The sequence below is a fragment of the uncultured Massilia sp. genome (assembly GCF_913773735.1).
Taxonomy (GTDB): Bacteria; Pseudomonadota; Gammaproteobacteria; order Burkholderiales; family Burkholderiaceae_D; genus Telluria.
The window spans coordinates 24,876-37,812 of record NZ_CAJYEB010000025.1 but is presented as its reverse complement, the minus strand read 5'-3'; the positions used below and the strand labels follow the sequence as shown (position 1 = coordinate 37,812).

The following is a 12,937-nucleotide window of genomic DNA, read 5'->3' as shown; positions in this document are numbered from 1 at the left end:
TATCCACCAGAAAGGAAATACCATGAAAGCATTTGCCGCCACCCTGATCGCTGCGTCCCTGTTGTCGGGCACCGCCTTTGCCCAGGATGCCATGAAGAAGGACACCATGAAGAAGGATCAAATGAGCCACGATGCCATGGCCAAGAACGGCATGAAGAAGCCGGCGAACAAGGATGCCATGGGCAAGGACGCCACGAAGACGGAGGCGATGGGCGGCGATGCGATGGCGAAGGATGGCGTGAAAAAAGACGCCATGGGCAAGGACGACATGAAGAAGGACGGGATGGGCAAGCGCGCGATGGGCCATTGATCGACCGCTCGACGTTGAATGACGATCCGGACCGCCTGGCCCGGATCGGCGCCCGTCATGCCACGCGTCCCCCCAGGACCGCCGCGATAAAAAGAACGCACGCGATGGCGGCCGCGGTCACGGCGACATACGCGATAATGGCGCGGGTTTGCGGTCCTGCGCTGTCGGAGACGGATGTCGCGGAGCCGAGGACGGCTGGATGGAGACGCATGTCGTTGCCTGTGGAGTCGTTAGCCAAGGGAAGCGCGGGCATGCGCCCGCCACGTTCGGTTCAGTATGGCGCCGGCTTGGTCCATTCATTGCCAGCCATGAATTTGTCCAGCTGGGTATCGACCAGGTGATTCGTGTAGTTGCTCATCACCTTGGTGGCCACGCCCAGCACGACCTCGAGCACGTTGCGGCGGGTGTAGCCGGCGGCCAGGAAGGCCTCGACGTCGGCTTCCGGCACGAAGCCGCGCTCGCGCACCACCAGCGTCGCGAAGCGGTGCAACGCTTCCAGCCTGGCGTCCGGCAGCGTGGTGCCGGCGCGCAGCGCGGCGATCACGCCAGCGTCCATCTTGACCATCTTGGCCAGTGTGGTGTGGCCCGCCATGCAGTAGTGGCAGGCGTGCTCGAAGTTCGCGGTCAGGTAGACGACCTGCTGCTCGTGCGGGGTCAGGCTGCTCTTGGCGAACAGGTCCCACAGGGCAGTATAGCCGGCCAGCAGTTCCGGCGATTCGGCCATGCTGGCCTGCAGGTTCGGCACGAAGCCGAAGGCCTGCTTGACGTCGCCGAGGATCGGCTTCGCCGCTTCCGGTGCGTTGTGCTGGGTATAGACGGTGAACGTGCTCATGATCGTGCTCCTCTTGGTTCGGTGGCGTTGCGGTAGATGAATCATCGCCGCCAATGGACCCGCAGGGTAGACAGGTTGCACGCATATAATCCATTCCTGCTCGGAATGCCGAGCAGGCACGTCGCCGTATTGAAAAAGGAATCAGATGGATCGACTGACTTTGATGGAAACCTTCGTCTGCACCGTCGAGACAGGCTCGTTTTCGGCGGCAGCACGCCGCCTCGACGTCGGCCAGCCGGCGGTGTCCAAGGCCATCGCCCAGTTGGAAGAACGGCTGCAAACGCGTTTGCTGCTGCGTTCGACGCGCGGCTTGACCACGACCGAAGCGGGTCAGGCCTATTACGAATCCGCCAAACGAGCAATTGCCATGGTCGACGAAGCCGATGGCGCCGCGCGTGGCGTCAACGCCGACCTTGTCGGCAAGCTCCGCGTCTGCGCCGCTGTCACCTTCGCCCGATTGCACATTATCCCGCACATCAAGTGCTTCCTCGATCGCCATCCCGCGCTGGAAGTCGAGATCATGCTCGACGACCGCCAGATCGACTTGCTCGAGAATGGCATCGACGTGGCTCTGCGGATGGGCAACCTGGGAGACTCGTCGATGACGGCACGACGAATCGCGACGGGGCGCCGCATGGTCGTCGCTGCGCCGACCTATCTGGCCGACCGCGGCGTACCAAGGATCCCGGCCGACCTGGCGCAGCATGAGGCTGTGGTCTACCTCAGCGATTCCGGTGGCGCGACGACATGGTCGTTCGAACGCGACAGCACCGAGCTGTCGGTGAATGTGAAGGGACGTTTGCGCGTGAGTGCGGCGGAAGGCGTACGTGCGGCCGTCTGTGGCGGCGTCGGCGTGGCGATCGTGTCGGAGTGGATGTTCGCGCCCGAATTGGCCAGCGGCGCGGTCGAGCAGCTGCTGCCCGAGTGGTCCTTGCCGACCATCGACTTGTGGGCAGTCTATCCGTCCGGACGCCTGGCCAGCGCGAAAGCCCGCGCATTCACGGCCTTCGTGCAAGACATCATGGTCCAGGAAACGGCGGCCGAGGAGGCGCCCGAGTAACGTCGGCGCCTTGCTTCATCAAGGGCAAGGTATGGATCCGATCGAATATCCCATTGTGTGCGCAGTCGCAATTGTCTCCGCCCTGGGCAACCTCAGTGACGATAGATCGACCAGCGGGAACAGCATGTCGTACGGCACGCGGTCGCATTGCTCGCCTTCGCCTGGCTGACATATCCTGACGCGCACCAATCGGATGCAACTTGGCCCGTATGGGTCCGCCAAGCAGTTGAGCCTGTTCCGAGCCGGGCATGAAGGCATGGCCGTGATCAACGTTGGCGTGAGAGTCCCACTGGAAGCATCACGCGAGAGCGACAAGTAATCGATCCGAATGTGAGCCGGCTTGACAGGCTTACCTAACACCAGATTGCCGTCGCTGCCCACTACCATGGCCTGTTGCCGAATGTTATTCAGCGTGCTCTGGTCAAAGGCTGATGTCGCCGCTGCGGCCGCAGCGCTTCGGGTTACTTCATGCAATGTATTGATGATGTACATCGCGCGGGCGAATTCGAGCATTCCAAAAACAATCACGAAAAAGGTAATGACCAGTAGCGAGAACTCGATGACGACCGCGCCGCGACTGAAGAGCCCCGATCGATAGCGCAGTACAAGCGTTGTATTTCTATGCGCCAACATAGCGAATACTCACTGGAATGATTATGCTAAATGGAATGCTATGAAATAGAACCGGATCTGTAATGGTCAGGATCGCAGAGATGTACACGACAGCCGGCGTGGACGAATCGTTACATGTCCGGATTGCGATCACCGTGGAATTGGCCGAGACCTTGTATCCACAATAGATTTCGGGATCCAGCGTGGCACCCGACGTCAGCTCCGCCGTCTCTTTGCTGATAATGTAGCGGGCCACTTGAGCGGCACCTTGGCTTTTTATCTCAGACAAAGGCGCAACAGACATGTAAAGCGTGGCATCGTGCAGCACCTTCTGCGCGACCGTGTATTGCCAAAAAAAGTTCGTTAGATAGTAAGCGACAGCGATGAGTGGAACGATGATAAAAGCAACGATCACCGTGAGCTCCACAGCCACGGAACCATGCTGGCGCGTCGCACTGTTGGAGAAATGAAGTTTCATCGGAATACAGCGACTTGACCCGCGATTAAAGGCTCCGGCCGCAAGCCGGCGAACTCTGCAAAAATCGACGTATCGGTCGCCGGGACCGTCATGAAGAACTTACCTATCGCAAGCACGTCGGCCAGAACGGGGCCGCTGGTCGACACCGGACAGCGCAACAGCGGCACGTTGAGGACACGGCGCTCCGCCACCCCCTTGATGCCGCCGGGCGGCAGCGCGGTATTCGAGGTATAAGGAGTCGATGGGTACGTACTTCCTGGTTTGACTGACGGCGGGCCCGGCTTGTAAAGAGTCGCCCAGTCCGAGGTGGAAAATGTCGAATATCCCGCCGTCGGCTCGGATACACCCTCTCGGTAGTCTGCATATTTCGCCGCTTTCGCGTACAGCCACAAGGGCCCGTACAGGTCAGGAGTTGTCGTGGACGGCGCCTCTTCAAACGGTAGATCTGCGATCGTGGCCAGTTTCGTCCCGGTCGCCACCGTCTGGGCCGCCTGCCCTTTCGGCACCACGCTTAACCAGGGGAGCGCGGTGGAAAAAGTGTAGGGCTTGACGTTCGTGTCAGGCGGTGCGGTCGCCGACGTACACGGGTCGACATACGACCCGAAGCGCGAGTTCAATTGCTGATAAACGGAAGCGAGCGGAAAGCTGCTCTCCACGGTTATTCTGCCGGCGGCTATGCTTGGAAGTGCCAGCGTGCCGGTGCATACGAACGGCCTGACGATGTCCAGCCGATTCATCAGGGATGTCCCTAATGAGCCCGGCGCAGCAATAGGGTTGACCAGGTAATTGGCGCCGAGACTATTGCTGTTGGGGTTCAATGCCATCAGGTCGTAACTCACGCCCCTGCGAAAGCCGTATTCGACCAGCTCGGCCCCGCGGGAGTCACCACGCTTGTCAGCCATCGCACAGATAGCTAGCGGCAGAATACCGATCGACTTGCGCCCAGCGACAGCGGTGCTTGTGACATGAAAGGATGCCGGCGCCGAGGGAAGTACTTGCAGAAGCGAAGTGCCCACGTCTCCATGTCGCGCAGCCAGTCGGCTTGTGTCGACTTTCACGAAAAACAGGTTAGCCGCAGCGCCATTAGCGCCTGCTCCAACCGCATCCGTCCAACCGTTGCCTCCAGCGCTGGCGCCAAAACTGATCGCCGCATCGTCCCACTCGACGCCTGCGGCGTTATAGCTATACAGACCTGTTGCTGCCGCCTCGGCCGCTGCGGAAATTGCCTTTTGAATTCCGGCATCCGTTCCGTTCAATTGACTGGCGGCGGCAAGAGCAACGGAATCGGCTACCGTCTGCAGCTCGACCTTCCGGTTGTAGATCATGCTCAGTGCGATCGTAAAGCCGAAAAATCCTACAATGATGAGTATCAAGGGCACGATCATGACCGCAAAGACGCCCCCCTGGAACAATGCAGGGGGTGGCCGTTTGCGAGGGTGCGGCCACATCTTCCCGCACGCTACGTCGATTTTTCGATGGGTCTCACGCATTCCCCGCCCCGCCCTTCATAGAGTTTATTGAACGAAAGATCTCCTTCGAAAAATTCTAAGGCAGGCATGACTGGGAAGATTGAGATGGGCCAACTGGCGAATGGAGTTCTGGATCGCCACCAGTTCAGTAGACGCGCGCCATCCACAGCGCCTTGTCGAGGGTGCGCGATCAATGTACTGCTCGAAAATCGATGACGTAGATCAGCGCAAAAGCGCTGATCTACCGATATGCTGGAGGCGAGGACAGGACTCGAACCTGTCTGGACGGCTTTGCAGGCCGTTGCATAACCGCTTTGCTACCTCGCCGAAGAAGAGCATACGTTTTTCGAGGCGGGCGGCATGTGCGGTCGATCAAACGCGGCCGGTTGACACGGCGCTCCCGGACGACGTCGCTGTATGGCGACGCCGCCGGGCCGGGCCGGTGCCGGCCGGGCGGCCACGCGGCAGTTCAGCGCACCGGCGCCGCCACCGGCGCCAGCAGCTCGTGGCCCGGCTGGGCGCGCTGGGGCGCCTTGTGCACCATCGTGTAGGCGTAGTCCACGCCCATGCCGTAGGCGCCCGAATGCTCCTTGGCGATCTTCATCACGGCGTCGTAGGTCTCGCGGTTCTTCCAGGCGCGCTGCCATTCCAGCAGCACCTGCTGCCAGGTCACCGGCACCACGCCGGCCTGCACCATGCGCTGCATCGCGTAGTCATGGGCGTCCTTCGAGGTGCCGCCCGAGGCGTCGGCCACCATGTAGATCTCGTAGTCGCCTTCCAGCATGGCGCACAGCGCGAAGGTAGTGTTGCAGACTTCCGTCCACAGGCCGGCGACGATGACCTTCTTGCGGCCGTTGGCGGCCAGCGCGTCGCGCACCTTCTGGTCGTCCCAGGAGTTCATGGAGGTGCGCTCGAGGATCGGCTTGCCCGGGAAGACGTCCAGCAGTTCCGGATAGGTGTAGCCCGAGAAGCTTTCGGTCTCGACCGAGGTGATGATGGTCGGGATGTCGAAGGCAGCGGCGCCCTTGGCCAAGCCGACGACGTTGTTCTTCAACGTCTGGCGGTCGATCGACTGCACGCCGAAGGCCATCTGCGGCTGGTGGTCGATGATGATCAGTTGCGAGTTCTGCGGGGTCAGGACGTCGAGTTTCGGGTTGGTCATGGCGGTTCTCCTTCGGTATGTGGTTGGTCACGATCATCGAACCGGTCGAAGCCGGGAAAACACACCTTGCTTTCCCTTTGCCGCTTCGTGTTCGATGCGATGACGTCAGTATGCCCGTCTCCCGCCAGGATAAAAAACGGATAAATTCGGCCCCTTTCATCGAAATTTTCGAACGTCCGCTTCCGCCATCATCCGGCCTGCTCCACCAGGGCGCGGATCGCCGCCATCAGCGCGTTCGCCCCAGGCGACGGACTGCTGTCGGCGCGCTGGGTGATGCCGATCACGCGTGTCGTGTTCGGCAAGGAGATGTCCAGGACGGTCAGCATGCCCGCGCCGATCTCGTACTCCAGCTGGCAGGCCGAGATCGCCGTCACCAGGTCGGTGTTGACGAGCACCCCGCGCAGCAGCGCCAGGTCGCTGGTCTCGACGGCCGCCACCGGGGGCACCAGCCCCTCCAGCTTGAACGCGAGGTCGAGCTGCTTGCGCGCCGGCGTGCAGCCGTTCGGCAGGATCCAGCCGAAGCGCTTGAGCTCGTCCAGCGTCGGCGCCGCGCGCTGCGCCAGCGGATGGCCGGCGCGCACGACGACCGACATGCTGTCGTTGAGGAGCGGCTCGCCGCGGAAGTCGCGCACCTGGTCGGCCGGCCGCAAGGCGCCGAAGATGAAGTCGATGTCGCCGGCGCGCAGCTTGGCGGCGAGCGAATCGTACGGTCCTTCCAGCGTCGCGATCTGCAGTTGCGGATGCTTGCCCAGCACGCCGGCGATGGCCTTTGGCAGGATCGTGGTGCGCCCCAGCGGCAAGGCGCCGACGACGACGCGGCCCTTGGTGGTGCCCTGCAGCGCGGCCAGGTCGGTCTCCACCTGGCGCAGTTCGAGCAGCGCGCGCTTGACGCGGAAGAACAGCAACTCGCCTTTCTCGGTCAGCACCATGCCCTTCGAGGTGCGGGTGAACAGCTGCATGCCGAGGGTGCGTTCGAGGTCGTTGATGGCGCGGCTCACGGCCGGCTGGGTGACGCCCAGGTCCTTCGCCACCGTGGGCATGTGGCCCGTCTCGGCCAGCTTGACGAAGGCTTCCAGGCGCGTTTCGTTGAACAGGCTGTTCGGAAAATGCAGGTTCAGCGCCTGGCTCGATGCCGGGGTCTTGCCCGAGATGTCGTTGATGCCGGCCTCGAACTCGCTCAGGGCGCGCCGGGCGCGGTACAGCAGTGCCGCCCCGAAGGCATTGCACAGCATGCCGGACGCCTTGCGCTCGAACAGCGCGACCTGCAGCGCGTCTTCCAGCGCCTGGATCGAGCGCGTGATCGCCGACTGGGCCTTGTACAGGTGTTCCGATGCCTTGGTCACGCTGCACAATTCGGCGACGGCGATCAGCGCCTTCAGGTGGCGGAAATTGACGAGGCAGGAAAAGCTGGCGCCGGGCGCCGCCGCCGCCGGTACCGACGCGGCTACGGATGCCGCAGTCATGGTCATTCGATCGTTCCCTCCATGGCGCTGGCGCGGCGCGTGCGCCGCGCCGGTCGGGCCCATCAGGCGGACGCCGGCACGCGCCGGGTCGCGAGGAAGTCCTCCAGGCTTTCGCCGCGCATGCTCGCGTAGACCTGCAGGTTCGACATCTTCTGCACCCGCGCGAACTTTTCCAGCACGAAGAAGGACACGCCGTACCTGACCAGGCCCAGCCAGTCCTTGCGCCGCACGAGGTCGCGTTCCTCGTCGGTCAGCCGCGACTGCGCGAACGCGGCCTCCAGGTCGGCCGCCACCAGCGCGCGGAACGTCGGCTCGCGGTGGCGCCAGAAGAAGCGGTTCAGGTGCAGCGCCTTGACGCTGTGCGCGATGTCGAAGGCGTAGGTGCCGGGGATGTCTTCCACGCCCCGCAGCTGGGGATTCGATTGCGCCAGGTGCGGCTGCGCCGTCGTGCCGCCCTCTTCCTCCTGTTCGTACACCGCCACCGCCATGTTCGTGGTCGTGGCCAGGTAGTGGTTCTGGTGCACGCAGCGGATCTTGTCGGTCAGCGCGCCGCGCATGGCCATCCACATGATGACTTCCGCGCTCTCGGCGCCGCCGCGGCGGATCAGGTCCGCGTGCGTCAGCGCGTTCAGTTCCTGCGGCCGGTCGACGAACAGGCTCAGGAAGGTCTCGTCCCAGTCGGTGTCGTTGAAGCCGGTGCGCTCGCCGTGGATCTGGTGCGACAGCCCGCCGGTGCCGACCACGACCACCTTCAGGTCTTCCGGGAAGGACTCGATCGCGCGGCGCACCGCCTGGCCCAGCTTGTAGCAGCGCGCCGCCGTCGGCAGCGGGTGCTGCAGCACGTTGATCGCGATGGGCAGGATCGCGCCCGGCCAGCCCGGCTCGTGCGGCCACATCAGCGCCAGCGGCGAATTGCAGCCGTGGTCCAGCGGGCGGTCCTGGAACGTGGCCATGTCGAATTCCTCGTTGACGAGGCGGTTCGCGACGTGCTCGGCCAGCCTGGCGTTGCCGGCGATGTTCGGCAGCGGCCGCCGGCCGGCGCCCTCGTCGGCCATGTCGAATTCCGGCGACACGCCGATGGCGAAGGTGGGATAGCAGTCGAAGAAGAAGCTGTTGGCGTGGTCGTTGTAGAAGAACACCAGCACGTCCGGCTTCTTTTCCGCGAGCCAGCGCGCGACCGGCTTGTAGCCCTCGAACAGCGGGGCCCAGGCCGGGTCGTCCTGGCGCTTGCGATCGTAGGCCAGGCCGATGGTGGGGACGTGGGAGGTACCGATGCCGCCGATGATGGTTGCCATGGTGCGCCTCCGCTCAGGCGGCCGCGCCGGCGGCGGCGGGGACCGGCTGCGCGGCGGCCGGGGTGGCGGGGCCGGCGTCGCCCCGCGCTTCCTCGTTGGCCAGCTTCAGCAGGATCCTGCGCATGGCGATGCCGGGACGGTCCGGGCCGAAGCTGAGTTCCTCGAACGGCTCGGTCTCGCGTTCCACCGTCTCCTGGATCCAGGTCAGCGCATCCACGTCTTCCTGGTAGGCTTTCACCGAGGCCTCGACCAGGAAGGCGTCGGCACCGGCATCGTCGAGGTTGCAGTCGCGGCTGTTGAACCACCAGTAGTGGATCGACCCCTGCTGGTCCGGCGTGTAGATGTGCGTGATGGTGAAGCGGTATTCCTCGCGCTCGCCCGCGCGCACGTCCTTGTTGACGATGCGCGCATGGGCGTAGTGCAGCGCCGGGCTGGCGAAGTAGCCGTCCGAGTGGCGGTCGACGATGCGGTCCTTCAGGTTCATCGGCACGCCGTAGATGTCCGGCGCCGGCGAATCGAGCAGCGCGCGCACCAGGTGCACGACGTCGCCCTCGACGCGCACTTCCATCGTCGACTTCGAGTACGCCGGGGTGCCGATGCCGGTGCCTGCGTGCAGGATCGGGAAATGGGTCTGGTCGAGCAGGTTCTCGTGCATGGCCACGTAGTTGGTGCCGACGTGGAACTGGCCGCTGACGGTCTTCCAGGCCGGATCGGCCAGCCACGGGGTGTCCGGCACGGTGGCCGGGTCGGCCTTGGCCGGATCGCCCATCCAGACCCACACCAGCGGCGCCTTTTCCACCACCGGGTAGGACGCGATGCGCGCGTTCGCCGGCGCATTGTTCATCGACGGCATGAACGTGCACTTGCCGTTCGGCGTGAAATGCATGCCGTGGTAGCCGCACACCACCTGGTCGCCTTCGAGGCGCCCCTTCGACAGCGGGAAATTGCGGTGCGGGCAGCGGTTCTGCATGATGACCGGCTGGCCGTCCTGGGTCCGGTACATCAGCACGGTCTTGCCCAGCAGCGTACGCTCCTTCAGTTCGCGGCCCACTTCGTCGCTCAGCGCCGCGACGTACCAGCAGTCCCTGACGAGCGGGGTGGTGTGGTCCGCCATCTGCTGCTTGCGGGCGGCCGGGACGGATGCGGGGGTCGGTTGCAACATGGTGATCTCCTCCTTATTGGTCTGTCTGCTATTTTATTGATGAATGACCTGATAAACTTATTCAAAATTTGAGTATCACTTTTCTCTTTCAGGCACAAATCGATGGATTCCTTCGTCAACATCAAGACCTTCGTGCTGGTCGCGCGCTACCGCAGCTTCAGCGAGGCGGCGCGTCACCTGGCGCTGGTGCCCTCGGTGGTGGCCAAGCGCGTCGCCAAGCTCGAATCGGCGCTGGGCACGCGCCTGTTCGACCGCACGACGCGCAGCGTGCAGCTGACCGAGGCCGGCGAAAAACTGTATGCGCGCGCCGGCGTGCTGGTGGCCAGCTTCGACGAGCTGATGACGAGCGTGGAGCGCGACGAATCGCAGCTGGTGGGGCACCTGCGCGTGATGGCGCCGAACACGCTGACGCTGGTGTGGCTGGGCCAGGTGTTCGCCGACTTCCTCGCGCGGCACGACAAGATCACGATGGAGATCACGCTGGTGGACGAGGCGGTGAACCCGGCCGAGCGGGGCGTGGACATCGCCATCAACGGCCGCAGCGCCAGCTACGAAGGCGTGGTCGACGTGCCGCTGTGCTCGACCGAGGTGGTCGCCTGCGCCGCGCCGTCCTACCTGGCGCGCAAGGGCACGCCGGCCTACCCGGCCGAACTGGCCGACCACGATTGCCTGGTGTTCCGCGCGAACGGCATGAGCTGGCAGTTCCACAGCCCGCGCGGCGCCATCCACATCGACGTCGCGCCGCGCCTGAACGCGGACGACAACATGACGCTGCTGCGCGCCGCGGTGGCCGGCATGGGCGTCACCGTGCTGCCGCGCTACATCGCGCGCAACGCGCTGGCGACCGGCGCGCTGGTCAAGGTGCTGGAGGAGTACCCGGTGCAGGAAAACTGGTTCAAGGCCTTCGTCCCGCGCCGCCGGCTGGGGGTGGCGCGGGTGACGGCGCTGCTGGACTACCTGAAGGCGCGGATGCAGAACGTCGACTGGGCCGCCGAGATCGTGATGGAGGCGTGGTTGCCGACGGCGGCGAAACGCGAGAGTCTGCCTGGCTGAATGCGCTAACACGTCGTCCCGGCGCAGGCCGGGATCCAATTTGCAGGCAGCGCCAGGAGATTGGGCCCCGGCCTGCGCCGGGGCGACGGTTTCCGTGCCGGCGCTCCTGTTTCAGTGAGCTGGACCCTGGCGGCAGTTTACACTCAAATCCAGAACATCCCGCGCCGCTCGGCGAACCGCCATCCCGCGTCGGTCAGCGCGAACCGGTCCCGGAACACCCCCGGCACCGGCACGCCCGCGGCCACGCCGGCCAGCACGCCGTCCGCCGGCCGCGTCGCCGACAACAGCAGGATGCGCGACCTGCCATGCGCCGTGCGCGCGTCCTGCACCTCGACCAGGATGTCGCTGCACACGTGGAAGGTCAGCGCGTCCGGTGGGCGCTTGCGGAAGGCGGCCAGGATCGCCGCGCGCCCGCCGATCGGCTGGTCCGGCGCGGACGGGCGGCACAGCACCGCGTCCTCGGTGAACAGCGCCGCCAGCTCCTCGAAGCGGCGCTCGTCGTTCAGGTAGGCGTAGCGCGCGACGAGGTCGGCGCAGGCCTGCTTGACCAGGTAATCCTCAGGCGTGGGCATGGGTCCTCCGCACGTCCATGGCCAGCCACGCGCGCAGCGCGTCGAGCACCGCGCCGGGCTGTTCCATCGTCGACATGTGGCCACAGTCGTCGACCAGGCGCAGCGCGGCGTGCGGTACCAGCGCCGCCATCTGGCGGTGGCGCTCGGGCGGGCTCCAGCCGTCCTGCTCGCCGCACAGGATCAGCGTCGGGCAGTCGATGGCGCGCAGCACGTCGGTGGCGTCGGGACGGCCCAGCAGCGCGCGCGTCTGCGCCGCGTAGATCTCGCCCGACATGCGTCCCACCATGTCGAACACGGCCTGCACCAGCGCCGGCTCGGCGCGGCGCCGCGGCGCCAGCATCGGCAGGCCCCAGGCCGCCGCGATCGAGTCGATGCCCTCGGCCAGGGCCTGCTCGACGAGGACCGCGCGGCGCGCCGCCTCGCCGGGCACGGCCGGCTCGAAACCGGTGTCCAGCAGGGCCAGGCGCTCGACGCGTTCGCGCGCCTGGCGCGCCACTTCGAGGGCGACCCGGCCGCCCATCGAATGCCCGGCCAGCGCGAAGCGCGCGGGCGCGTCCTTCAGCACGTGCGCGGCCATGGCCTGCAGCGAATCCTGCTCGACGAACTTCACGACGCGCACGTCGTGGTCGCGCCCGAGCGCCCCGGCCTGGGCTTCCCATACGACGTCGTCGCACAGCAGGCCGCACAAGAGAAAAATGGTTGTCATGGCTTGGATGTTGGTTGATGTGGTGATGTTCGCATGTCCGGGCACCGCCGGCCGCCGCCGGCTCAGTCGATGTACCTGAGGCCCGCCTTCGCCAGCGGCTCGCGCATGGCGTACATGTCCAGCCCCAGCACGCCGGCCGCCAGCTTCGCGCGCTTCTCGCCTTCCAGCGCCTCGCGCCGTCCGGCCGCGTCGGCCACGCGCGCCGCATCCGCTGCCGGCACCACGGCCACGCCGTCGTCGTCGGCCACGACCACGTCGCCCGGATGCACCAGCGCGCCGGCGCAGACCACGGGGATGTTGACGGAGCCGAGGGTGGCCTTGATCGTGCCCTTGGCGCTGATCGCGCGGCTCCATACGGGAAAGCCCATCTCCTTCAGGACGCGCACGTCGCGCACGCCGGCGTCGATGACGAGCGCGCGGGCGCCGCGCGCCATGAAGCTGGTGGCCAGCAGGTCGCCGAAGTAGCCGTCCGTGCACGCGGCCGTGACGGCGGCGACGACGATGTCGCCCGGCTGGATCTGCTCGGCCGCCACGTGCAGCATCCAGTTGTCGCCCGGGTGCAGCAGCACGGTCACGGCCGTGCCGGACACCTGCGCGTCCGGCCAGATCGGGCGCATGGCCGGGTGCATCAGGCCGACGCGGCCCATCGCCTCGTGCACGGTGGCGCTGCCCAGCCGGCCCAGGCGCTCGGCGGCGTCGCGCTCGGCGCGCACGATGTTGCGGTAGACGACGCCGAGTTGGTTCATCGCGGGAGTACTCATGT

At 65.4% G+C, this 12,937-nt stretch carries 14 protein-coding genes and 1 tRNA gene; 3 read left to right on the top strand and 12 right to left on the bottom strand.

The window, feature by feature from the left end; translation table 11 throughout:
- The first annotated feature begins 22 nt into the window (after positions 1 to 22).
- Entirely contained in the window at positions 23 to 310 is a 288-nt protein-coding gene (locus QZ749_RS12910) for a pentapeptide MXKDX repeat protein (RefSeq protein ID WP_296947428.1), read from the top strand.
- Between the two features lie 271 nt (positions 311 to 581).
- Here the strand turns inward: QZ749_RS12910 and QZ749_RS12905 are convergent, their stop codons facing one another.
- Positions 582 to 1,142 (bottom strand): carboxymuconolactone decarboxylase family protein, encoded by a 561-nt coding sequence (locus QZ749_RS12905; RefSeq protein ID WP_296947425.1) that lies wholly within the window; start codon positions 1,140 to 1,142, stop codon positions 582 to 584.
- Positions 1,143 to 1,287: 145 nt separating this feature from the next.
- Here QZ749_RS12905 and QZ749_RS12900 point away from each other — a divergent pair, with 145 nt between their 5' ends.
- The gene (locus QZ749_RS12900) at positions 1,288 to 2,202 is read left to right on the top strand and encodes a LysR family transcriptional regulator (protein WP_296947423.1); all 915 of its coding nucleotides are present in this window, start codon (positions 1,288 to 1,290) and stop codon (positions 2,200 to 2,202) included.
- 18 nt (positions 2,203 to 2,220) lie between these two features.
- On the opposite strand, the gene QZ749_RS12895 is transcribed toward QZ749_RS12900, so the two are convergent.
- From QZ749_RS12895 to QZ749_RS12860, 8 genes are all read right to left on the bottom strand, one after another.
- Entirely contained in the window at positions 2,221 to 2,835 is a 615-nt protein-coding gene (locus tag QZ749_RS12895) for a TadE family protein (protein ID WP_296947420.1), read from the bottom strand.
- Positions 2,822 to 3,292: a hypothetical protein gene (locus QZ749_RS12890; RefSeq protein WP_296947417.1), complete on the bottom strand. Its 471-nt coding sequence runs from the start codon at positions 3,290 to 3,292 to the stop codon at positions 2,822 to 2,824. Before QZ749_RS12890 ends, QZ749_RS12895 begins: the two co-directional genes overlap by 14 nt.
- Positions 3,289 to 4,677: a Tad domain-containing protein gene (locus tag QZ749_RS12885; RefSeq protein ID WP_296947416.1), complete on the bottom strand. Its 1,389-nt coding sequence runs from the start codon at positions 4,675 to 4,677 to the stop codon at positions 3,289 to 3,291. The genes QZ749_RS12890 and QZ749_RS12885 overlap by 4 nt, the downstream gene beginning before the upstream one ends.
- A gap of 337 nt (positions 4,678 to 5,014) precedes the next feature.
- A tRNA-Cys gene (locus QZ749_RS12880) sits at positions 5,015 to 5,088 on the bottom strand.
- Positions 5,089 to 5,230: 142 nt separating this feature from the next.
- Positions 5,231 to 5,923: a hydrolase gene (locus QZ749_RS12875; RefSeq protein WP_296947414.1), complete on the bottom strand. Its 693-nt coding sequence runs from the start codon at positions 5,921 to 5,923 to the stop codon at positions 5,231 to 5,233.
- Between the two features lie 188 nt (positions 5,924 to 6,111).
- Positions 6,112 to 7,386 carry a LysR family transcriptional regulator gene (locus tag QZ749_RS12870; RefSeq protein WP_296947411.1) on the bottom strand — a complete coding sequence of 425 codons (1,275 nt, stop codon included), beginning with the start codon at positions 7,384 to 7,386 and terminating at the stop codon, positions 6,112 to 6,114.
- Positions 7,387 to 7,448: 62 nt separating this feature from the next.
- Positions 7,449 to 8,681, bottom strand: a complete 1,233-nt coding sequence (locus QZ749_RS12865; RefSeq protein ID WP_296947407.1) for a gallate dioxygenase — start codon at positions 8,679 to 8,681, stop codon at positions 7,449 to 7,451.
- Between the two features lie 13 nt (positions 8,682 to 8,694).
- Positions 8,695 to 9,843, bottom strand: coding sequence for an aromatic ring-hydroxylating dioxygenase subunit alpha (locus tag QZ749_RS12860; RefSeq protein WP_296947404.1), 1,149 nt, complete (start codon positions 9,841 to 9,843; stop codon positions 8,695 to 8,697).
- Between the two features lie 102 nt (positions 9,844 to 9,945).
- On the opposite strand from QZ749_RS12860, the gene QZ749_RS12855 reads away from it, so the two are divergent.
- On the top strand, positions 9,946 to 10,896 hold the full coding sequence (locus QZ749_RS12855; protein ID WP_296947402.1) for a LysR family transcriptional regulator: 951 nt from the start codon (positions 9,946 to 9,948) through the stop codon (positions 10,894 to 10,896).
- 143 nt (positions 10,897 to 11,039) lie between these two features.
- Here the strand turns inward: QZ749_RS12855 and QZ749_RS12850 are convergent, their stop codons facing one another.
- From QZ749_RS12850 to ligK, 3 genes are all read right to left on the bottom strand, one after another.
- Positions 11,040 to 11,468 carry a nuclear transport factor 2 family protein gene (locus tag QZ749_RS12850; protein WP_296947400.1) on the bottom strand — a complete coding sequence of 143 codons (429 nt, stop codon included), beginning with the start codon at positions 11,466 to 11,468 and terminating at the stop codon, positions 11,040 to 11,042.
- Positions 11,455 to 12,174, bottom strand: a complete 720-nt coding sequence (locus QZ749_RS12845; RefSeq protein ID WP_296947398.1) for an alpha/beta fold hydrolase — start codon at positions 12,172 to 12,174, stop codon at positions 11,455 to 11,457. Before QZ749_RS12845 ends, QZ749_RS12850 begins: the two co-directional genes overlap by 14 nt.
- 62 nt (positions 12,175 to 12,236) lie before the next feature.
- Entirely contained in the window at positions 12,237 to 12,920 is a 684-nt protein-coding gene (gene ligK, locus QZ749_RS12840; RefSeq protein ID WP_296947950.1) for a 4-carboxy-4-hydroxy-2-oxoadipate aldolase/oxaloacetate decarboxylase, read from the bottom strand.
- Between the last annotated feature and the right edge of the window lie 17 nt (positions 12,921 to 12,937).

What these genes read in the sequence shown, in the direction of transcription:
- ligK (WP_296947950.1), bottom strand. Translation starts at nt 12,920, where the DNA reads ATGAACCAACTCGGCGTCGTCTACCGCAACATCGTGCGCGCCGAGCGC.
- QZ749_RS12895 (WP_296947420.1), bottom strand. Translation starts at nt 2,835, where the DNA reads ATGTTGGCGCATAGAAATACAACGCTTGTACTGCGCTATCGATCGGGG.
- QZ749_RS12890 (WP_296947417.1), bottom strand. Translation starts at nt 3,292, where the DNA reads ATGAAACTTCATTTCTCCAACAGTGCGACGCGCCAGCATGGTTCCGTG.
- QZ749_RS12905 (WP_296947425.1), bottom strand. Translation starts at nt 1,142, where the DNA reads ATGAGCACGTTCACCGTCTATACCCAGCACAACGCACCGGAAGCGGCG.
- QZ749_RS12850 (WP_296947400.1), bottom strand. Translation starts at nt 11,468, where the DNA reads ATGCCCACGCCTGAGGATTACCTGGTCAAGCAGGCCTGCGCCGACCTC.
- QZ749_RS12875 (WP_296947414.1), bottom strand. Translation starts at nt 5,923, where the DNA reads ATGACCAACCCGAAACTCGACGTCCTGACCCCGCAGAACTCGCAACTG.
- QZ749_RS12860 (WP_296947404.1), bottom strand. Translation starts at nt 9,843, where the DNA reads ATGTTGCAACCGACCCCCGCATCCGTCCCGGCCGCCCGCAAGCAGCAG.
- QZ749_RS12870 (WP_296947411.1), bottom strand. Translation starts at nt 7,386, where the DNA reads ATGACTGCGGCATCCGTAGCCGCGTCGGTACCGGCGGCGGCGGCGCCC.
- QZ749_RS12845 (WP_296947398.1), bottom strand. Translation starts at nt 12,174, where the DNA reads ATGACAACCATTTTTCTCTTGTGCGGCCTGCTGTGCGACGACGTCGTA.
- QZ749_RS12885 (WP_296947416.1), bottom strand. Translation starts at nt 4,677, where the DNA reads ATGATCGTGCCCTTGATACTCATCATTGTAGGATTTTTCGGCTTTACG.
- QZ749_RS12900 (WP_296947423.1), top strand. Translation starts at nt 1,288, where the DNA reads ATGGATCGACTGACTTTGATGGAAACCTTCGTCTGCACCGTCGAGACA.
- QZ749_RS12865 (WP_296947407.1), bottom strand. Translation starts at nt 8,681, where the DNA reads ATGGCAACCATCATCGGCGGCATCGGTACCTCCCACGTCCCCACCATC.
- QZ749_RS12910 (WP_296947428.1), top strand. Translation starts at nt 23, where the DNA reads ATGAAAGCATTTGCCGCCACCCTGATCGCTGCGTCCCTGTTGTCGGGC.
- QZ749_RS12855 (WP_296947402.1), top strand. Translation starts at nt 9,946, where the DNA reads ATGGATTCCTTCGTCAACATCAAGACCTTCGTGCTGGTCGCGCGCTAC.